Here is an 18655-nt window from a genome sequence, read left to right on the forward strand (position 1 = left end):
CCTGAGGGGGCATTAGGTTTTGAGGAAGTCGATGGTATCGAAGCGGCCCTTGACCACCGGCTCCGGGCTGATGCCCCACCAGCGGGCCGCCACGGTGCCGTACACCTGACGGAAATCGGTCGTGTGCACCAGGTTGCCGGTGTCGTCCAGCGTGTCGAGCGATGGCTGGCGGCCATGCAGGCCGCCGCGCACCGCACCACCCAGCGCAAAGTGCGCCGCCGCGGTGCCATGGTCGGTGCCGTTGCTCTGGTTCTGCCGCGCGCGGCGGCCGAACTCCGAATAGCTCAGCACCAGGGTGCGGTCCCAGGCGCCCGACTCGATGAGCCCGGCGCGCAGCGCGGCGAGGCCTTCGGCGAGTTGCTTCAGCAGGCTGGCATGGGTGCCGGGCTGGCCCTGGTGGGTGTCGAAGCTGCCGATCGACACATGGAACACCGGCACGCCGCCCTTGCCTTTCTGCCCGGCGACGATGTGGCACACCGCCTTCACCGCCTGACCGAAGCCGTGGTTCGGGAACTCGGTGGACAGCGGGGCCGCGGCCGAGCCGCGCAGGCCTTCGGCCGCCTGCAGCACGTCGCCTTCCACGCGCAGCACATGGCGCAGCGCCGCGTTGCCGCTGCTGGCCGCCGGCCTCGCCAGGCGGGACTGGCTGATGAACGCCTCGGGCTGCGTCAGCGCCACGGCACGTGCACCGGCCAGCGCGCCGAGCCCGGCGTTGCCCACCGCCACGCCCTCGGTGGTGAAGCGGCTGCTTTCGCGCAGGCCCGACGCCATGGCCCGCGCCACCCACCCCTCGTCGAGGTATTCGTTCGATCGCGAGCCGGTCTCCCAGATCTCGATCGATCGAAAGTGCGACAGGTTGGGCTGCGGATAGCCGAGGCCCAGCAGCACTGCCAGCTCCTTGCGCTCCCACAGCGGCAGCAGCGGCTGCAGCGACGGGTGCAGGCCCAGCCGTTCGTCGAGCGGCAGCACCTCGCCCGGCTTGATGCCGATGGTGGGCCGAAGCTGCGCATACAGCGGGTCGGCATACGGCACCACGGTGTTCAGGCCGTCGTTGCCGCCCTTGAGCTCCACCAGCACCAGCACGCGGTCGGCTGCCCCGGCGGCGCGCTGCTGGCCTTGCGCCCAGGCGCCCGGCAGGGCCAGGCCGGCCAGCGCCAGCGAAACGAAGTCGCGTCGGTTGGGATGCGTCATGACGGTGTCTTTCACTTGAGCTGGTAGGCGGGGTCCAGGGTCAGGACCCGCAGGTAGGCAAGGCCCACGGTGCCGGCCGGCACCGCATTCACCGGTGGTGCCGCCAGCACCGCCGACTCGATGCGGGCCTTGGCAGCGGCATCCGGTTCGCGGTCGGGCCATGCACCGAAGCCTCGCAACCAGCCGTCGGCATCGAACACGAAGCCGAACGGGTTGACCTTTCCACCGCCGCCGCGTTGAAGCTCGCGCAGCTGGGCCCGTGCCGCCTTGCGCTCGCGCGGCGCGGCGCCGGCCAGGCTGTCGCGCATCTCCCGCATCTCGCCCCGCCGGCCCGTCGCCATGCCGTCTGCGGCCGGCGTCATCTCGACCGCGCGGAACAGCCGCTCGGTGAAGCGCTTGCGCTCCAGCAGCGTGGTGCTGTCGATCCAGGCCGTGTAGCCGGGCCAGCCCTTCACGTTGGGCGGCGCGAACAGGCCCTGACCCAGCCTGGCGGTCACCAGCGAAACCGGCAGCGCATCGGCAAGCTGCATCTCGAACTGCCGCAGGCTGCCCACCGCCAGCTCCACCGGCGACTTGATCAGCACCGCGCGGTTCTCCGGCGCCCAGAACGCCTCGCTCAGCAGCAGCTCGCGCAGCGCCGGGGCCATCTGCCAGTCGCCCGTGCGCAGGCGCTCGGCCACGCGTTCGAGCTCCGCCTTTTCGGCTGCATTGCGCGGCTCGGGCGACACGAACTCGCGCCACAGCTTGCCGCTGATGAACCGCGCGGCCTGCGGCTGCTCGAGCAGCAGGTCCAGCACCTCATCGGCGCCGAAGCGGCCGCTGCGGCCCAGCACCGTCTTGCTGCCGGCGTCGTGCAGCCGCGGCCGCAGGCGGGCCTGCCATTGCACGCGGTCCACCGTCCAGCCCGAAAAGGCCCGCGCGGCCTCCTTCACGTCAGCCTCGGTGTAGTGCCCCTCGCCCAGGGTGAACAGCTCCATCACCTCGCGGGCGAAGTTCTCGTTGGGCGCCTGCACCCTGTTGCCGGCGCCGTCGAGGTAGATCAGCATCGCCGGGTCGCGCGCGATGCCATGCAGCAGCTCGCGAAAACTGCCCAGCGCCTGACGGCGCAGCAGTTCGTGCTGCCGCCACATGCCTTGCGGCTGGCGCACCTTCTGCACCGAGGTCGAGAAATGGTTGTGCCAGAACAGCGTCATGCGCTCGGCCAGCGGCGTGGGCGTGGCGAGCATCTGCTCGAGCCACCAGGTGCGCAGCTCCAGCGACTGCTCGACCACCCGCTCCAGCGCGGCCTTGCGTTGCGCGGGGTCGTCCAGGCGGTTGAGCGGCGGCTCGATGGGTTCTCGGGTGAATGCCGGGGGCTCGACCAGCAGGCGGGCCTGCTGCGCATCGGCCAGCAGCCGGTCGACGGCCTGTGCGGGGGTCTGGCCCACCCAGGCCCGCAGCTCGGCAGGCGACGGCGTGAAGCCGGTACGGCTGAGCAGGTGCCGCGCGTCGGCTTCGTCGAGCCGCTGCGGCAGCGCGGCCCACGCGCCGCCCGCGCCTGCCAGCACCAAGGCCGCCGCGGCCAGGACATGCCTGTGGATCTGCTTCATGGATCTCTTGCCTCTCTCGGTTTCTCTTGTTTGGACGAAACAACGACCACTGTCGCAATGCCGCCGACACCGCCGTCCTCGGTCGCGCGTAAACCAAGGTAAAGACGACTTCAAGCCAGGGACTTGCAGCCAAGAGCGCCGAGGGGCAAGATTTGTAACAGCTGGTCAGGGGGACCGGTTTTGTGCAGTGATGCCGCTCACAATGCGCGGCTGTTACAAATATGGAGGTGCTTTATGACCCCGCCGACCAATCCAAATCAACGCGCCGACCGCATCGTGGTCGTCGATGACGACGCCCGCATCCGGGACCTGCTGCGTCGCTATCTCACGCAGGAAGGGTTCGAGGTGCTGCTGGCCGAGGATGCCAAGGCGCTGAACCGCCTCCTGACGCGCGAGACCGTGGATCTCATCGTGCTGGACCTCATGCTGCCCGGCGAAGACGGCCTGTCCATCTGCCGCCGCCTGCGCGCCGCCAGCGACTCCACCCCGATCATCATGCTGACCGCCAAGGTCGAGGACGTCGACCGCATCGTGGGCCTCGAAGTCGGTGCCGACGACTACCTGCCCAAGCCCTTCAACCCGCGCGAGCTGCTGGCCCGCATCCATGCCGTGCTGCGTCGCCGCCCCGCCCTGGAGGCACCGGGCGCGCCGGCCAAGGAGCCGCAGACCGTCACCTTCGGGCCGTTCGAGTTCGACCTTGCGCTGCGCCGCCTCAGCAAGGAAGGCGAGCCGATCGCGCTCACCACCGGCGAGTTCTCCATGCTCAAGGCCCTGGTGCGTCACCCGCGCCAGCCGCTGTCGCGCGACAAGCTGGCCCAGCTGGCCCGCGGCCGCGAATTCGAGCCGTTCGACCGCAGCCTGGACGTGCAGATCTCCCGCCTGCGCAAGATGATCGAACCCGATCCGTCCCAGCCGCGCTACATCCAGACGGTGTGGGGCGTAGGCTACGTGTTCGTGCCGGACGGCACGGCCTGAGGATCCGGACAGAGGGGGACGCTTGGCCAGCAAGGGGGACAACGCAGCCGACACGCAACCGATGCAGCCTCGCGCGCCAGCCCAAGGCAGGCCGCGACGCGACAAGGTGCGTGAGCGGTCGTCCTCGTCCTCTTCTTCGCACGCCTCGCGACCCCGCAAGCGCTTCAAGCTTCCCCGGCTGCTGCCGCGCCGCGGCATCGCGCTCAGCCTGTTCTGGCGCACCTTCATCCTGCTCTCGCTGCTGCTGGGCTGGGGCATCTTCGCCTGGGTGCAGACCTTCCGGGCGCTGGAGTTCGAACCGCGCGCAGTGCAGGCCGCGCAGCAGATCGCCAGCCTCGTGAACCTGTCGCGCAATGCGCTCAAGTACGCCGACGTGATCAACCGCGTCACGGTGGTGAAGGCGATCTCCGACCAGGAGTCGATGAAGCTGCTGCCGCGCGAACCCAAGGACAAGTACGAGCCCTTCGAGGTCGACCGCCTCACCCGCGCCATCAGCCAGGAGCTGCGATCGCGCCTGGGGCCCAACACGGTGGTCGCGAGCTCGGTCAACGGCGAACCGGGGTTGTGGGTCGGCTTCGTGATCGAGAACGACCAGTACTGGCTGCAGGCCGAACGCACCCGTGTGCAGCCGGTGCAGGGCTCGACCTATTTCGTCTGGGTGGGCATCGCCCTCTTCGCCACGGTGCTCGGCTCGGCGGCGATCGCCGGCCTCATCAACCGGCCGCTGCAGCAGCTGTCGTTCGCCGCCAGCCGCATCCGCGAAGGCGAGTTCGACTCGCGGCTCGACGAGACCATGATGACCCGCGAGATCCGCGAGGTGAACCAGGGCTTCAACCGCATGGCCCGCGAACTCGCCAAGGTGGAAGAAGACCGCGCCGTGATGCTCGCCGGCATCTCGCACGACCTGCGCACGCCGCTGGCGCGCCTGCGCCTCGAAACCGAGATGAGCGTGGTCGACGACGAAGCCAAGCGCAACATGGCGGCCGACATCGACCAGCTCGACGCCATCATCGACAAGTTCATGGACTACGCGCGGCCTGGCGAGGTGAAGCTGGTGCCGGTGCACCTGGCCCCGCTGGTGGAACGCGAAGCCGCCGCCTTCCGCGACCCGAGCCAGATCCGCATCGAGGTGCGCCTGCCCATCGACACCCATGTGATGGCCGACGACACCGAACTCGGCCGCGTGCTGGCCAACCTGTTCGAGAACGCGCGCCGCTACGGCCGCACCACCGAAACCGGCTGGGCTCGGGTGCAGGTGAGCTATGCCAGAACCGGGCCGTGGGTGATCATCAGCGTGCGCGACCACGGGCCGGGCGTGGCGCAGGAAAAGCTGGCCCAGCTCACCACGCCCTTCTTCCGCGGTGACGCGGCCCGTACCGCAGCCACCGGCGCCGGCCTGGGCCTGGCCATCGTCGAGAAGGCGATCCAGCGCATGGGCGGCACCTTCGAGATCAACAACGCGCCCGACGGCGGGCTCGTCGCGCACATCCGCCTCAAGAAGGCGCCCTGACGGGCCGCCATCACCCGTCACCGCATGAACTTACTCGCGTCGCGAGTAAGCCCGCGGCCTATGCTCTGCTCTCCCAAAAGGAGACCCGACATGCCGTCGTCACCCAAGCGACCTGCCGTACTCGACCTCATCGGCAACACACCGCTGCTGCAGGTCACCCGCCTCGACACAGGCCCCTGCACCCTCTTCCTCAAGCTCGAATCGCAGAACCCGGGCGGCTCCATCAAGGACCGCATCGGGCTGGCGATGATCGAGGCCGCCGAGCGCGAAGGAAAGCTCCGGCCCGGCGGCACGGTGATCGAGGCGACTGCCGGCAACACCGGCCTCGGCCTCGCGCTGGTGGCGCGGGCCAAGGGCTACCGCGTGGTGCTGGTGGTGCCTGACAAGATGTCGAACGAGAAGGTGCTGCACCTGAAGGCGCTGGGCGCCGAGGTGCACACCACGCGATCCGACGTCGGCAAGGGCCACCCCGCCTACTACCAGGACTACGCCGCGCGCCTGGCGAGGGAGATCCCCGGCGCCTTCTACGCCGACCAGTTCAACAACCCGAACAACCCGCTGGCCCACGAGCGCACCACCGGCCCCGAGATCTGGCAGCAGGCCGGCCACGAGCTCGACGCCATCGTGGTGGGCATCGGCTCCTCGGGCACCCTCACCGGCCTCACGCGCTACTTTCGCGGCGTGCAGCCCCGGCTCGAGTTCGTGCTGGCCGACCCGGTGGGCTCCATCCTGCGCGACCAGGTGCTGACCGGCACGCACGGCGAAGCGGGCTCGTGGGTGGTCGAAGGCATCGGCGAGGACTTCATACCGCCGATCGCCGACCTGTCGGGCATCAGGCACGCCTACAGCATCAGCGACGAGGAAAGCCTCAACACCGCTCGCGAGCTGCTGCGGGCCGAGGGCATCCTGGGCGGTTCGTCCACCGGCACGCTGCTGGCCGCGGCCCTGCGCTTCTGCCGCGAGCAGACCCGGCCGCTGAGGGTCGTCACCTTCGTCTGCGACACCGGGACGCGCTATCTGTCGAAGGTCTACAACGACGCCTGGATGATCGACGAGGGCCTGCTGCACCGGCGCGAATACGGCGACCTGCGCGATCTCGTCGGCCGGCGGCGCAACGAAGGCGCGGTGGTGAGCGTCGGGCCGCAGGACACCCTGCTCACCGCCTTCCAGCGCATGCGGCTGGCCGACGTGTCGCAGCTGCCGGTGCTCGACGATGCCGACAGGCTGGTGGGTGTGGTCGACGAGTCCGACCTGCTCTTCAAGCTGCAGGCCGACCCCGCGCACTACACCGACCCGGTGGCCGAAGCGATGACCACCTCGCTCGAGACCCTGGCGCCCGGCGACAGCCTGCGGGCGCTGCGCTCGGTGCTCGACCGGGGCTTGGTGGCCATCATTGCCGACGCACAAGGATTCCACGGCCTCATCACCCGCTTCGACCTGCTCAACCACCTGCGTAGACAACGGACCGCCTCATGACCCAGGACACCTCCCCCCGCGCCTTTGCCACCCGCGTCATCCATGCCGGCCAGTCGCCGGATCCGTCCACCGGCGCGGTCATGCCGCCCATCTATGCCACCTCCACCTACGTGCAGCAGAGCCCCGGCGTGCACAAGGGGCTGGACTACGGCCGCTCGCACAACCCCACGCGCTGGGCCTTCGAGCGCTGCGTGGCCGATCTCGAAGCCGGTGCCGGCGCGTTTGCCTTTGCCTCCGGGCTCGCAGCCATCGCCACCGTGCTCGAACTGGTGGACCACGGCGCGCACATCGTCGCCAGCGACGACCTCTACGGCGGCACCTACCGTCTGTTCGAGCGGGTGCGCCGGCGCAGCGCCGGTCACAGCTTCAGCTTCGTGGACCTGTCCGACCCCCGGGCGCTGGCAGACGCCATCCGCCCCGAAACGCGGGTGCTCTGGGTCGAGACGCCGAGCAACCCGCTGCTCAAGCTGACCGACCTCGAAGCCGTGGCCCGCGTGGCGCGCGAACGCGGCCTCATCGCCGTGGCCGACAACACCTTCGCGAGCCCCTGGGTGCAGCGGCCGCTGGAGCTGGGCTTCGACATCGTGGTGCATTCGACGACCAAGTACCTCAACGGCCACTCGGACGTCATCGGCGGCGTGGCCGTCGTGGGCGGGCAGCCGCGCCAGGCCGAATGGCTCGAGCGCCTGGGCTTCCTGCAGAACGCGGTGGGCGCAATCGCCAGCCCCTTCGACAGCTTCCTGGCGCTGCGCGGCGTGAAGACGCTCGCGCTGCGCATGGAGCGGCACTGCAGCAATGCGCTGGAGCTGGCGCAATGGCTCGAAAGGCAGCCGAAGGTGGCGCGGGTCAGCTACCCCGGCCTGCCCTCGCACCCGCAACACGAGCTGGCGCGCCGGCAGATGCGCACCGGCTTCGGCGGCATGATCTCCATCGACCTGGCCACCGACCTGGCCGGCGCGCGCCGCTTCCTCGAACGCTGCGAGGTCTTCACCCTGGCCGAAAGCCTGGGCGGCGTCGAAAGCCTGATCGAGCATCCGGCCATCATGACCCACGCGACCATCCCGCCCGAGCAGCGGGCGAAGCTGGGCATCGGCGACGGGCTGGTGCGGCTGTCGGTGGGCGTGGAAGACGTGGAGGACCTGCGGCGCGACCTGCAGCAGGCGCTGCAGGCCGTGTGATTTCACAGCACCTTGACCATCTCCACGTGCGCGATGCCGGCCTCGTCGAACTCCGGCCCGCGCTCCACGAAGCCGGCCCGGCTGTAGAAGGCGGCCGCCGAGGTCTGCGCATGCAGCACCGCTTCGCGGTCGCCACGCTCCTTGGCGGCCTTCATCAGCGCGTCGAGCACCGCACGGCCCACGCGGCTGCCGCGCATCGGCTGGCGCACCGCCATGCGGCCGATCTTGGCGACGCCGGGCACGTGCTCCAGCAGCCGGCCGGTGGCCAGCGGCAGGCCGTAGCGGTTGTAGGCCACCGCATGCAGGCAGTTGTGGTCGGCCTCGTCCCATTCCATGTCGGCCGGGATGTTCTGCTCCTGCACGAACACCTCGGTGCGGATCGCGCGAGCGTGTTCGCCCAGTTCGGCCCAGCGGCCCACACGCACTTCCACCATCGGCTTGCCGGCCTCGAAGTCCTGCAGCACCTGGCGGAAGTCGGGCGGCACGGTCTTCGAGGTCCTGGTGGCCGGGTCGGCGAACACGTAGACCACTTCGCAGTTCACCAGCAGTTCGTCCTGGCGGAAGATGCCGCTGGAGAACACGATGGACGAGTTGCCGATGCGCGCGCAGCGGATGCCCACGTCGAGCACGTCGTCGTAGTGCGCCGACGCGTGGTATTCCACCGAAGCCTTGCGCACGAACAGGTCGCCGCCGAAGTGTTCGAAGGCCTGCGGATACGGAAACGCCATCGCACGCCAGTAGTCCGACGTGGCGGTGTCGAAGTACATCAGGTACTGCGGGTTGAAGACGATCTTCTGGGCGTCCACCTCGGCCCAGCGCACGCGCAGTCGGTGCATGAAGCGGAAGTCGCTGCGTTTCATGGGAACAGTCTTTCTTTCAATGCTTGTGCGGCCGAAGCCTGCGCCTCCAGCGCCTGCGGGATGGCCCGGCCCATCTTGATGAAGTCGTGCGTCATGCCGCGCCACAGCTCCAGCTGCACCGGCACCCCGGCCAGCCGCAGCTTGTCGGCATAGGCCACGCCTTCGTCCACCAGCGGGTCGCATTCGGCAAGCCCCACCCAGGCCGGTGCCACGCCGTCCACGTCGGCGGCGTTCAGCGGCGCGAACCGCCAGTCGTCGCGCTGTGCATCGTCGATGTAGTGCCTGAAGAACCAGTCGATGCCCTCGGCCTCGAGCAGGAAGCCGCGGGCGAAGGTGGTGTGCGAGGGCGTGTCCTGCCGTGCGGTGGTGCCGGGCGTGACGAGCAGCTGCAATGCGAGCTCGACACCCGCATCGCGGGCCATCAGCGCACACACCGCCGACAGCGTGCCGCCGGCGCTGTCGCCGCCCACCGCCAGGCGGCTGCCGTCGAGGCCGAGTTCGCCTGCCTGGGAGGCCAGCCACTGCAGGGCCGCGAAGCTGTCGTCCACCGCCGTCGGGAAGCGGTGCTCAGGCGCCAGGCGGTAGGCCAGCGACACCACCGCCGCGCCGCTGCGCTGCGCCAGCTGCCTGCACAGGCTGTCGTGCGTCTCGATGCCGCCGATGGTGAAGCCGCCGCCGTGCAGGTACAGCAGCACCGGCAGCCGCTCATGGCTTTGCGCATACAGCCGGGCACGCAAGGGCGCGTTGCCGGCGCCCGGAATGTCGAGGTCCTGCACCCGGGCCAGCGGCACACGCGGCAGGTCGAGGATCTCGGCGGCCGAGTTGTAGGCCCAGCGGGCTTCCTTGGGGCTGAGCGTGTGATAGGCCGGCACCTTGGCTCGGCGGATGCGTTCGAGCACTTCGCGCATGCGCGGGGTCAGCAAGTGCTCCGCAGTCGACGTCGATTTCATCCTCGGGAGAGCTTCTGCGCGGGGCCCCCGGTGCGCTGTCGCCGACACGACAGGCTGCTTCATGGTGAGCCCTCATGGTTGATGATTTTTCCCGCGAGGATACTCGCAGCAGGCATTCCCCGAGGCAGCCATGGCCAGCATCTTCTACGTCACGCAGATCGAGTTCGAGTTCGGCGCCGTCAAGGCGCTGGCTTCGCATTGCGAGCGCCTGGGCATCACCCGCCCGCTGGTCGTCACCGATGCCGGCGTGCGCGCCGCCGGCGTGCTGGCCCACGCGCTCGACGCACTGGCCGGGCTGCCGTACGCCGTGTTCGACCAGACGCCGTCGAACCCGACCGAAGCCGCCGTACGCGCCGCCCATGAGGCATGGACCGCGAACCGTTGCGACGGCCTCGTGGCCGTGGGCGGCGGCTCCAGCATCGACCTGGCCAAGGGGCTGGCCATCATGGCCACGCACCCGGGGCCGCTCACCACCTACGCCACCATCGAAGGCGGCTCGCCGAAGATCACCGCGGCGGCCGCGCCGCTCATCGCGGTGCCCACCACCGCCGGCACCGGCAGCGAGGTGGCGCGCGGCGCCATCGTGATCGTCGACGACGGGCGCAAGCTCGGCTTCCACTCGTGGCACCTCGTGCCCAAGCTGGCCGTCTGCGACCCCGAGCTCACGCTGGGGCTGCCTCCGCTGCTCACCGCGGCCACCGGCATGGACGCCATCGCCCACTGCATGGAGACCTTCATGTCGGCCGCCTTCAACCCGCCGGCCGACGGCATTGCGCTCGACGGCCTGGAACGCGGCTGGGCGCACATCGAGAAGGCCACGCGCAACGGCAGCGACCGCGACGCACGGCGGCAGATGATGAGCGCGTCGATGCAAGGCGCCATGGCCTTCCAGAAGGGCCTGGGCTGCGTGCATTCGCTCAGCCACAGCCTGGGCGGCATCAACCCGAGGCTGCACCACGGCACCTTGAATGCGGTGTTCCTGCCGGCCGTGGTGCGCTTCAACGCCGGGGCCGCCAGCGTGCAGGCCGAGCGTCGGCTCGAGCGCATGGCGCATGCGATGGGCCTTGCGTCTGCCGGTGACATTCCCGATGCCATTCGCGAGCGGAACGCCAGCCTCGGCCTGCCGGCCGGCCTCTCGGCCATGGGCGTGGAGCGCGGCCTGTTCGACCGCATCATCGAACACGCCCTGCTCGACCACTGCCACAAAACCAACCCGCGGCTGGCCTCGGCAGACGACTACCGGCAGATGCTCGAAGCGTCGATGCAGGCGTGAGCTACTGCCGGCCCAGCAGCGTGCTGGCCGCGATCACCTCGCGCAGCCGCTCGGTCACCGCCTGCGGCGCCTGCCACTGCGGCGCGCTGCGCATCACTGCGGCCAGCCGCCACAGCAGCTTCAGCTCGCCGTGAGCCTGTTGCAGCGGCTCGCCGGCAACGTCGTCGCCGCCGGCGCAGAACTCGATGCGCAGGGGCCGCCCGCCCCGCTGCACACGCAAGGCGGCCGCCTGGCGCTCGCATGAACATTCGGCGCTCGCGTCCGCCAGCCCGCACCGCCCGCGCAGGAAAGCTTCGAGCCGGCGCCGGCCGCGCGACAGCCGCTGCCGGTAGGCCGCCGGGCTGATGCCCAGCACTTCGGCGCCCTGCGCCGTGTCGAGCGCGAAGATCTCGCCCAGCACGAGCGCCAGGCGATGCTCCACGTCCAGGCACATCAGCATGCCCTGGGTGCAGCGCAGCCCCACCTCGCGGGCCTCCAGCCGCAGCGTCGGGTCGGCGCAGTCGGCTGCCGGCAGCGGGTGCTGCCGCGTGACGGCCAGGCCGGCATCGAGCTGGCGGGTCATGTCGTCCAGGCTCGCGGCCGCCTGCGAGCGCCGCTTCCGGGCCGCATCGCGCAGGTGGTTCGTCGCAATGCTGTAGACCCAGGTGCGCAAGGTGCTGCGCCGCTCGAAGGTGGCCAGCGAGGTGACCACCCGGATGAGGATCTCCTGAGTGGCGTCCTGCGCATCGGCGAAATGGCCGAGCAAACGCAGCGCGAGGCGAAAGACGTCGTGCTGCACCGCCTCCACCACCCGCCGCAGCGCCGCCTCGCTGCCGGCCAGGGCGGCATCGACTTCCTGCAGCAATTGCTCTTCATTGCCCTTCATGCGTCGGCTCCATGCGCAGGCTGCCCCAGCACCGCGATCGTGGCAAGCGCGGTGGCGACATGTTCGCGTTCGCCTGGCGCAGCGAACGCGTAGACGTCCGCCCGGGCCACCACCTGCCGTCGGCCCACGCGCACCACCTCTCCCACCGCTTCGAGGCTGCTGCCGCGCGCCGGCGCCAGCAGGTGGATCTTGAACTCGGAGGTCACCACGTCGCCCACCACGGTGGCGGCCGCCCAGGAGCAGGCGGTGTCGGCCATGTAGCCCAGCACCGAACCGTGCGCCGAGCCATGGTGCTGGCGGTGTTCCGGGCGCAGCGGCACGCGCAGCACCACGCGGCCGGGCGCCACGTCGGCCACCTCGGTGCCCATCCAGCGGGCAAACGGGCTGATGGCGATGACCTGGCGCGTGGCGGCGAACAGGTCGGTGAAGTCGAATGCCGCGCCGGCGGCCACGCGGGCGGCATCGGCAAGGCGGATCGGGGCAGGTTCGGTCGTCATGGCAGTTCCTTCGCGAGGTTGGAACTGCCTTTGACGGTGTCAGGACCCGGTTTGTGACTGGAGCGCGAACCGCGGCTGCGCCACACCGTCGATCACCACCGTCTCGACGAACATCGAGAAGGGCCGCACCCACAGGGCGCCCTCGCCGTACAGCGGCCGGTAGACGACCAGCGCCTCGTGGGTTTCGCTGTGGCGGGCCACGCCATACACCTCGTAGAGGCCGCCCTTGTAGTGCCGGTAGCGCCCGGGATCGAGCGCCGGCAGCGGCGCCAGCGTGTCGACATGCGGCATGCCGGCCCCTTTCATGTGCGCTTGCGCGCCGACGCCTGGGCGGTGCGCATGAAGGCCTGCCGGTCCCTCGTCGCGCGCTCGAAGCGGCGGGCGATGTTGCCGCACACCAGGTCGCACAGCTGGTAGACGGATTCGTCGGCGATGCGGTAGTACACGCTGGTGCCCCGGCTTTCGCGTGCGACCAGCCCCTGCTTGGTGAGCATCGCCAGGTGGCGCGACACGTTGGCCGCCGTGTAGCCGCACAGCTCGGCCAGTTCGCCCACGTTGCGCTCCCCCTCGCGCAGGAAATTGAGGATGCGCAAACGGGTGGGCTCGGACAGCGCCTGAAAGTAGGTCGCGACCTGCTCCAGCGCCTCGGCGGACAGACCTTGCATGAGAAGACACGGCTGGGGTGACGAGGCCTCCATGATGCATGAACCGGGCCGCCCTCTTGTCGTCCTTGACTCAGCCTTTATTTGACTATTTAGCTGATTAGCTAAATACTGCAAACCATCATGAATGCCAGACATCCCAATGCCGCGCGCGCCATGCTGCGTTCCGCCACGCTCGCGGTGGCGCTGCTCGGCCCGCAGGCTGCCTTCGTAGCCGCCGCGCCCGCGTTGGTGACCGCGGCGGTAGAGAGCGACGCCGCGGCAGGCCGCGCCGGTTTCGACGGCGTGGTCGAGGCCGTGCGCCAGACTGCCGTGGCGGCGCAGGTGGCCGGCGCCATCGTCGGCATCGACGTGAAGGTGGGCGACACGGTCAAGGCCGGCCAGGTGCTGGTGCGCCTCGACGCACGCGCAGCCGAGCAGACCGCCGCGGCCGGCGCCGCGCAGGTGCAGGCGGCCCGGGCCGCGCTGGAGGTGGCCGCAAGCGAGTTCGACCGCCAGAAGCAGCTGTTTGCCCAGCAGTACATCAGCCAGGCCGCCCTCGACCGGGCCGCGGCGCAGTTGAAGGCCACGCAGGCCGAAACGCAGGCGCAGCTCGCCCAGGCCGGCGCGGCGCGCACCCGGTGGGGCTTGCACGTGGTGAAGGCGCCGTATGCCGGGGTGGTGGCCGAGTTGCCGGTCACGCTGGGCGACATGGCCCTGCCCGGCCGGCTGCTGGCATCGCTGTACGACCCCGCGTCCCTGCGCATCACCGCGGCCGTGCCGCAATCGGCCGTGGCGGGGCTGGGCGACACGTCGGGCGTACGCCTCGAACTCCCCGGCCTGCCTGCCGAGCGCCGCTGGCTGGCTGCCGCGGCCGTGCAGGTGCTGCCCACGGCCGACCCGGGCACCCACACCGTGCCGCTGCGGCTGATGTTGCCCCCGGGCATCCAGGGCGTCTCGCCCGGCATGTTCGCCCGGGCCTGGCTGCCGGTGCGGGCCGCCGGCGGAGCCCGGCTGTTCATCCCGGCGCAGGCGATCGTGAGGCGCGCCGAGATGACCGGCGTTTACGTGGTGGACGCGAGCGGACGCGCCCTGTTGCGCCAGGTGCGCCTGGGCCCGTCGGCCAACGGACGCACCGAGGTGCTGGCCGGCCTGTCGGCCGGCCAGCGCGTCGCCCTCGAACCGCAGGCGGCGGTCCGCCTGCCCTGACCGCTGCACGGCGATGAGCCCCCACGAAAGCCCGCTCGGCATCTCCGGCCGCATCGCCGCGTTCTTCCAGCAGGCTCGGATCACGCCGTTGCTGGCCCTCCTGGCGCTGCTGCTGGGCGGCTTTGCGGTGCTGGTGACGCCACGCGAGGAGGAGCCGCAGATCAACGTCACCATGGCCAACGTGCTGGTGCCCTTCCCCGGCGCCTCGGTTCGCGACGTGGAGCAGATGGTCGCCACGCCGGCCGAGCAGGTGCTCTCGCAGATCGCCGGCGTCGAACATGTCATGTCGGTCTCGCGCCCTGGGCTGGCCACGATCACCGTGCAGTTCGAGGTGGGCGTGCCGCGCACCGAGGCGCTGGTGCGGCTGCACGACACGGTGCAGGCCCACGCCGACTGGCTGCCTGCCGGCCTGGGCGTGGGCGAGCCGCTGGTCAAGCCCAAGGGCATCGACGACGTGCCCATCGTCACATTCACCCTCTTCACCAAGGACCCCGCCGCCGGCGCCTTCGACCTGGAGCGGGTGGCCCACAGCCTCGAAGCCGAGCTGAAGCGGGTTCCCGGCACGCGCGAGATCGCCACCGTGGGCGGCCCCGGGCGCGCCGTGCTGGTGGAGATCGACCCGGCGCGGCTGGCCGGCAGCGGCCTCGTGGTCGGCGATCTTCGAGCCGCGTTGCAGTCGGCCAACGCCGGCATGCCGCTGGGCGATCTGGTGTCGGGCAACCGGGCGGTGGCGCTCGAGTCGGGCGACTTCCTGCGCGGCGCCGACGAAGTCGGCGAACTGGTGGTGGGCGTGCACGGCGGCAAGCCGGTCTTCCTGCAGGACGTGGCGACCGTGCGCGACGGCGCCCTGCCCGCCTCGCGCTACGTCTGGCACGGCGTGGCCGGCGGCGCGGAGTATCCGGCGGTGACGCTGTCGGTCACCAAGAAGCCCGGCGAGAACGCCATCGCGGTGGCCGACGCGCTGCTGCAGCGCATGCAGGCCTTGCGCAACACGGTGATCCCGGCCGGCGTGGAGGTGGCCGTCACCCGCAACTACGGCGCCACCGCCAACGACAAGGCCATGAAGCTCATGCAGAAGCTGCTGTTCGCCACCGCGTCGGTGGTGGCGCTCGTGTTCCTGGCGCTCGGCCGGCGCGAGGCCGCCATCGTGGGCGCTGCCGTGGTCCTCACGCTCACCGCCACGCTGTTCGCCTCGTGGGCCTGGGGCTTCACCCTCAACCGGGTATCGCTGTTCGCGCTGATCTTTTCCATCGGCATCCTGGTGGACGATGCCATCGTGGTGGTCGAGAACATCCACCGCCATCAGCAGCTGCACCCCGGCCGGTCGCTGGCCGGGATCATCCCCGGCGCCGTCGACGAAGTGGGCGGGCCCACCATCCTCGCCACCCTCACGGTGATCGCGGCGCTGCTGCCGATGGCCTTCGTCTCGGGGCTGATGGGGCCATACATGAGCCCCATCCCGATCAACGCCAGCATGGGCATGCTGCTGTCGCTGGCGATCGCCTTCGTGGTGACGCCGTGGCTGGCGCGGCGGTGGATGAAGCCTGCCCACCACGGCGGCCACCACACGCAACCGGCCCTGGGCGCCCGGCTCGGCCCCTTGTTCGAACGCGTGTTCCGCCCGCTGCTCGACGAACGGCGCGGCGCGCGCAATCGCCGCTTCGCGGCGCTCGGCGTGGCCGCGCTCATTGCCGTGTCGCTGGCCCTGCCTGCCATCGGCCTGGTGCAGCTCAAGATGCTGCCTTTCGACAACAAGTCGGAGTTCCAGGTGGTGGTCGACATGCCGGCCGGCACGCCGCTCGAGCAGACCGCCGCCGTGCTGCGCGAACTGGGTGCGCACCTCGCCGCCGTCCCCGAGGTGACCGACTACCAGGCCTATGCGGGCACGGCCGCGCCGATCAACTTCAATGGCCTGGTGCGGCAGTACGACCTGCGCGCCGGCGGCGAGGTCGGCGACATCCAGGTCAACCTGGCGGACAAGCACCGGCGCGACGAACAGAGCCATGCCATCGCGATGCGCGAGCGCCCGGCCCTGCAACGCATCGGGGCGCGCTTCGGCGCCAACGTCAAGGTGATCGAGGTGCCACCCGGCCCGCCGGTGCAGTCGCCCATCGTGGCCGAGGTCTACGGACCCGAGGCCGAAGGGCGGCGGGAAGTCGCCAAGGCGGTGCGCTCGGTGTTCGAACGCACACCCGGCATCGTCGACGTGGACGACAGCAGCATCGCGGCGGCGCCGCGCACGGTGCTGGTGGTGGACCGCCGCAAGGCGGCCCTGCTGGGCGTGCCGCAGCAGGCGGTGGTGAGCACGCTGCGTGCGGGCCTGCCCGGCGAGGCGGTGGGCTACCTGCACGACGCGTCCAAGTACCCGGCGGCTGCCGTGATGCAGCTGCCGGCCGAGCGGCACGGCGACCTGGAAGCGCTGCTGCAGCTCGCCGTGCGCAGCGCCAGCGGCAGGCTGGTGCCCATCCGGGAGCTGGTGACGGCCAGCGACACGCAGCGCGAACAGCCGGTCTTCCACAAGGACCTGCTGCCGGTGACCTATGTCGTCGGCGACATGGCCGGCGAACTGGACAGCCCGCTGTACGGCATGTTCGCCATGCGTTCGAGCCTGGCCGGCCTCGCCATGCCCGGCGGCGGCACGCTGGACGAATACTTCATCCGCCAGCCCGACGATCCGTATCGCGGCTATGCGATCAAGTGGGACGGCGAATGGCAGATCACCTACGAGACCTTCCGCGACATGGGCGCCGCCTACGCAGTGGGACTGGTGCTGATCTACCTGCTGGTGGTGGCGCAGTTCGGGTCCTACCTGGCGCCCCTGATCATCATGGCGCCGATACCGCTCACCCTGGTGGGCGTGTTGCCGGGCCATGCGCTGCTCGGTGCGCAGTTCACCGCCACCAGCATGATCGGCATGATCGCGCTGGCCGGCATCATCGTGCGCAACTCCATCCTGCTGGTGGACTTCATCAACTTGCAGCAAGCCGCCGGCGTGCCGCTGAAGGAAGCCATCGTGCGTTCGGCCGCCGCGCGCGCCCAGCCGATCGCGCTGACCGGCCTGTCCGCCATGGTGGGCGCGTTCTTCATCCTCGACGACCCCATCTTCAACGGGCTCGCGATCTCGCTGATCTTCGGCATCCTGGTCTCGACGCTGCTCACCTTGCTGGTGATTCCGCTGCTCCATTTCGTGGCCTGGCGCCACCGCCTTGCTTCCCGCCCCCTCCCTGCTGCTGAAGGAGCACTGACATGACCTCGTGGCAAGCCGTGCGGCTGATCGCCGGCATCTTCATCCTGCTGTCACTGGCGCTGGGCATCCCAGGCAGCCCGCTGTTCACGAGCGAATGGTGGCTGACCTTCACCGCCTTCGTCGGCCTGAACCTGCTGCAAAGCGCATTCACCGGCTGGTGCCTGATGGAAACACTGATGCGCAGGCTGGGCTTGAAACCCGGCTGCTGAGTGCCATGGCTTGCGTGACATCAACGCCTGGCAGCCGGAGCCGGCCTAAGGTTCCCGGATCTTCCTCTGGAGAGGCACCATGAAAGTGAACGTCGGCAACGCGGACAGGATCGTGCGCATCGTGGCGGGCGTGGCTCTGATCGGGCTGGCGCTGACCGGCACGATCGGCGTGTGGGGCTACATCGGCGTCGTGCCGCTGGCCACCGGCCTGCTGCGCACCTGCCCTCTGTATTCGGTGCTGGGCATGAGCACCTGCCCGCTGCAGAAGCCCTGAGCGGCGCTGCGGCGTTCAGGCCGCCTGCACTTCCTGGCCGGCGAGCTTGTTGCGCGGCACGGCCTCGTCGATCAGGCGCGGCCGCGGCAGCTTCAGCTCGGCCATCTGGGCGATGAAGCTCTCGCGCGTGTGCCCCGCGAAACGCGGGTTGCTGCGCCGCTCGGCGCCGATGGTGCTGTGCGTGCGGCCGTGGTAGTCGTGGCCGGGCAGCACGATGGTGTGGTCGGGCAGCGTGAACAGCTTGCGCGTCACGCTGTCCCACAGCGCGCCGGCGTCGCCGTTCTGGAAGTCGGTGCGGCCGCAGCCGCCGATGAGCAGGGTGTCGCCGGTGAGCAGGCGGTCCACCCACAGGAAGCAGCAGCTGCCGGGCGTGTGGCCCGGGGTGGTGATGACCCGGAGATGGTCGCCGCCGAAGCGCACCCGGTCGCCGTCGGCCAGCGCACGGTCATAGCCGGCGGCGTGGCATTCGGCGCCCACCATCGTCTTGGCGCCGGTGTCGGCGCGCAGCGCACTGGCGGCCGTCACGTGGTCGGCATGCACGTGCGTGTCCACCACCGCCACCAGCCGCACCGCCAGCTCGCGCAGCAGCTTCAGGTCGCGCTGCACCTGCGTCAGCACCGGGTCCACGATCACGGCCTCGCGGGTGGGCTCGTCGACGAGCAGGTAGGTGTAGGTGCTGGATTCCGGGTCGAAAAGCTGGCGGAACATGGA

Annotated in this window: 18 protein-coding genes; 9 read left to right on the forward strand and 9 right to left on the reverse strand. The window is 70.2% G+C overall.

Annotation, left to right across the window (positions count from 1 at the left end):
• Nucleotides 1–12 precede the first annotated feature (12 nt).
• The gene (locus E8D38_RS12180; protein ID WP_140630246.1) at nucleotides 13–1191 is read right to left on the reverse strand and encodes a DUF1501 domain-containing protein; all 1179 of its coding nucleotides are present in this window, start codon (nucleotides 1189–1191) and stop codon (nucleotides 13–15) included.
• Nucleotides 1192–1202: 11 nt separating this feature from the next.
• Nucleotides 1203–2780: a DUF1800 domain-containing protein gene (locus tag E8D38_RS12185; RefSeq protein WP_140630250.1), complete on the reverse strand. Its 1578-nt coding sequence runs from the start codon at nucleotides 2778–2780 to the stop codon at nucleotides 1203–1205.
• 234 nt (nucleotides 2781–3014) lie between these two features.
• On the opposite strand from E8D38_RS12185, the gene ompR reads away from it, so the two are divergent.
• The 4 genes from ompR to E8D38_RS12205 all read left to right on the forward strand — a co-directional run bounded on the left by ompR (nucleotide 3015) and on the right by E8D38_RS12205 (nucleotide 7919).
• On the forward strand, nucleotides 3015–3755 hold the full coding sequence (gene ompR / locus E8D38_RS12190) for an osmolarity response regulator transcription factor OmpR (protein WP_140630253.1): 741 nt from the start codon (nucleotides 3015–3017) through the stop codon (nucleotides 3753–3755).
• A gap of 181 nt (nucleotides 3756–3936) precedes the next feature.
• Nucleotides 3937–5265 carry a sensor histidine kinase gene (locus tag E8D38_RS12195; RefSeq protein ID WP_140630520.1) on the forward strand — a complete coding sequence of 443 codons (1329 nt, stop codon included), beginning with the start codon at nucleotides 3937–3939 and terminating at the stop codon, nucleotides 5263–5265.
• A 90-nt stretch (nucleotides 5266–5355) separates the two neighbouring features.
• Entirely contained in the window at nucleotides 5356–6741 is a 1386-nt protein-coding gene (locus E8D38_RS12200; RefSeq protein ID WP_140630256.1) for a pyridoxal-phosphate dependent enzyme, read from the forward strand.
• Complete coding sequence (locus E8D38_RS12205; protein WP_140630259.1) at nucleotides 6738–7919, forward strand: trans-sulfuration enzyme family protein; 1182 nt, start codon at nucleotides 6738–6740, stop codon at nucleotides 7917–7919. The genes E8D38_RS12200 and E8D38_RS12205 overlap by 4 nt, the downstream gene beginning before the upstream one ends.
• A gap of 2 nt (nucleotides 7920–7921) precedes the next feature.
• On the opposite strand, the gene E8D38_RS12210 is transcribed toward E8D38_RS12205, so the two are convergent.
• Both E8D38_RS12210 and E8D38_RS12215 read right to left on the reverse strand, forming a co-directional pair.
• Nucleotides 7922–8779, reverse strand: coding sequence for a YbgC/FadM family acyl-CoA thioesterase (locus tag E8D38_RS12210; protein WP_140630265.1), 858 nt, complete (start codon nucleotides 8777–8779; stop codon nucleotides 7922–7924).
• A complete protein-coding gene (locus E8D38_RS12215) occupies nucleotides 8776–9729 on the reverse strand; it encodes an alpha/beta hydrolase (RefSeq protein WP_246099451.1) in 954 nt (317 codons plus the stop codon). Before E8D38_RS12215 ends, E8D38_RS12210 begins: the two co-directional genes overlap by 4 nt.
• A 130-nt stretch (nucleotides 9730–9859) precedes the next feature.
• Here E8D38_RS12215 and E8D38_RS12220 point away from each other — a divergent pair, with 130 nt between their 5' ends.
• A complete protein-coding gene (locus E8D38_RS12220; RefSeq protein ID WP_140630268.1) occupies nucleotides 9860–11002 on the forward strand; it encodes an iron-containing alcohol dehydrogenase in 1143 nt (380 codons plus the stop codon).
• A 1-nt stretch (nucleotide 11003) separates the two neighbouring features.
• On the opposite strand, the gene E8D38_RS12225 is transcribed toward E8D38_RS12220, so the two are convergent.
• From E8D38_RS12225 to E8D38_RS12240, 4 genes are read right to left on the reverse strand one after another with little or no spacing between them, the layout of a single operon-like run.
• Nucleotides 11004–11867 (reverse strand): RNA polymerase sigma factor, encoded by an 864-nt coding sequence (locus E8D38_RS12225; RefSeq protein WP_140630271.1) that lies wholly within the window; start codon nucleotides 11865–11867, stop codon nucleotides 11004–11006.
• The gene (locus tag E8D38_RS12230; protein WP_140630275.1) at nucleotides 11864–12364 is read right to left on the reverse strand and encodes a PaaI family thioesterase; all 501 of its coding nucleotides are present in this window, start codon (nucleotides 12362–12364) and stop codon (nucleotides 11864–11866) included. Before E8D38_RS12230 ends, E8D38_RS12225 begins: the two co-directional genes overlap by 4 nt.
• A 39-nt stretch (nucleotides 12365–12403) precedes the next feature.
• On the reverse strand, nucleotides 12404–12655 hold the full coding sequence (locus E8D38_RS12235; RefSeq protein ID WP_140630279.1) for a DUF1653 domain-containing protein: 252 nt from the start codon (nucleotides 12653–12655) through the stop codon (nucleotides 12404–12406).
• Between the two features lie 11 nt (nucleotides 12656–12666).
• Nucleotides 12667–13029 carry an ArsR/SmtB family transcription factor gene (locus E8D38_RS12240; RefSeq protein WP_140630283.1) on the reverse strand — a complete coding sequence of 121 codons (363 nt, stop codon included), beginning with the start codon at nucleotides 13027–13029 and terminating at the stop codon, nucleotides 12667–12669.
• Between the two features lie 120 nt (nucleotides 13030–13149).
• Between E8D38_RS12240 and E8D38_RS12245 the strand changes: the two genes are divergently transcribed.
• The 4 genes from E8D38_RS12245 to E8D38_RS12260 all read left to right on the forward strand — a co-directional run bounded on the left by E8D38_RS12245 (nucleotide 13150) and on the right by E8D38_RS12260 (nucleotide 17944).
• A complete protein-coding gene (locus tag E8D38_RS12245) occupies nucleotides 13150–14214 on the forward strand; it encodes an efflux RND transporter periplasmic adaptor subunit (protein WP_140630287.1) in 1065 nt (354 codons plus the stop codon).
• A 13-nt stretch (nucleotides 14215–14227) separates the two neighbouring features.
• Nucleotides 14228–17464, forward strand: a complete 3237-nt coding sequence (locus tag E8D38_RS12250) for an efflux RND transporter permease subunit (protein WP_140630292.1) — start codon at nucleotides 14228–14230, stop codon at nucleotides 17462–17464.
• Nucleotides 17461–17670, forward strand: coding sequence for a YgaP family membrane protein (locus E8D38_RS12255; protein ID WP_140630295.1), 210 nt, complete (start codon nucleotides 17461–17463; stop codon nucleotides 17668–17670). Before E8D38_RS12250 ends, E8D38_RS12255 begins: the two co-directional genes overlap by 4 nt.
• A 79-nt stretch (nucleotides 17671–17749) precedes the next feature.
• Nucleotides 17750–17944: a YgaP family membrane protein gene (locus E8D38_RS12260; RefSeq protein ID WP_140630298.1), complete on the forward strand. Its 195-nt coding sequence runs from the start codon at nucleotides 17750–17752 to the stop codon at nucleotides 17942–17944.
• Nucleotides 17945–17959: 15 nt separating this feature from the next.
• Here E8D38_RS12260 and E8D38_RS12265 read toward each other — a convergent pair whose 3' ends face one another.
• A complete protein-coding gene (locus E8D38_RS12265; RefSeq protein WP_140630302.1) occupies nucleotides 17960–18652 on the reverse strand; it encodes an MBL fold metallo-hydrolase in 693 nt (230 codons plus the stop codon).
• Nucleotides 18653–18655 lie beyond the last annotated feature (3 nt).

This window comes from Methylibium rhizosphaerae, assembly GCF_006386545.1.
GTDB lineage: Bacteria > Pseudomonadota > Gammaproteobacteria > Burkholderiales > Burkholderiaceae_C > Pseudorivibacter > Pseudorivibacter rhizosphaerae.

Bases quoted from the DNA above. Each gene is read 5' to 3' on its own strand.
- E8D38_RS12205 (WP_140630259.1), top strand. From the start codon at position 6,738: ATGACCCAGGACACCTCCCCCCGCGCCTTTGCCACCCGCGTCATCCAT.
- E8D38_RS12225 (WP_140630271.1), bottom strand. From the start codon at position 11,867: ATGAAGGGCAATGAAGAGCAATTGCTGCAGGAAGTCGATGCCGCCCTG.
- E8D38_RS12200 (WP_140630256.1), top strand. From the start codon at position 5,356: ATGCCGTCGTCACCCAAGCGACCTGCCGTACTCGACCTCATCGGCAAC.
- E8D38_RS12260 (WP_140630298.1), top strand. From the start codon at position 17,750: ATGAAAGTGAACGTCGGCAACGCGGACAGGATCGTGCGCATCGTGGCG.
- E8D38_RS12210 (WP_140630265.1), bottom strand. From the start codon at position 8,779: ATGAAACGCAGCGACTTCCGCTTCATGCACCGACTGCGCGTGCGCTGG.
- E8D38_RS12235 (WP_140630279.1), bottom strand. From the start codon at position 12,655: ATGCCGCATGTCGACACGCTGGCGCCGCTGCCGGCGCTCGATCCCGGG.
- E8D38_RS12255 (WP_140630295.1), top strand. From the start codon at position 17,461: ATGACCTCGTGGCAAGCCGTGCGGCTGATCGCCGGCATCTTCATCCTG.
- E8D38_RS12185 (WP_140630250.1), bottom strand. From the start codon at position 2,780: ATGAAGCAGATCCACAGGCATGTCCTGGCCGCGGCGGCCTTGGTGCTG.
- E8D38_RS12250 (WP_140630292.1), top strand. From the start codon at position 14,228: ATGAGCCCCCACGAAAGCCCGCTCGGCATCTCCGGCCGCATCGCCGCG.
- ompR (WP_140630253.1), top strand. From the start codon at position 3,015: ATGACCCCGCCGACCAATCCAAATCAACGCGCCGACCGCATCGTGGTC.
- E8D38_RS12180 (WP_140630246.1), bottom strand. From the start codon at position 1,191: ATGACGCATCCCAACCGACGCGACTTCGTTTCGCTGGCGCTGGCCGGC.
- E8D38_RS12230 (WP_140630275.1), bottom strand. From the start codon at position 12,364: ATGACGACCGAACCTGCCCCGATCCGCCTTGCCGATGCCGCCCGCGTG.
- E8D38_RS12265 (WP_140630302.1), bottom strand. From the start codon at position 18,652: ATGTTCCGCCAGCTTTTCGACCCGGAATCCAGCACCTACACCTACCTG.
- E8D38_RS12220 (WP_140630268.1), top strand. From the start codon at position 9,860: ATGGCCAGCATCTTCTACGTCACGCAGATCGAGTTCGAGTTCGGCGCC.
- E8D38_RS12240 (WP_140630283.1), bottom strand. From the start codon at position 13,029: ATGCAAGGTCTGTCCGCCGAGGCGCTGGAGCAGGTCGCGACCTACTTT.
- E8D38_RS12245 (WP_140630287.1), top strand. From the start codon at position 13,150: ATGAATGCCAGACATCCCAATGCCGCGCGCGCCATGCTGCGTTCCGCC.
- E8D38_RS12215 (WP_246099451.1), bottom strand. From the start codon at position 9,729: ATGAAATCGACGTCGACTGCGGAGCACTTGCTGACCCCGCGCATGCGC.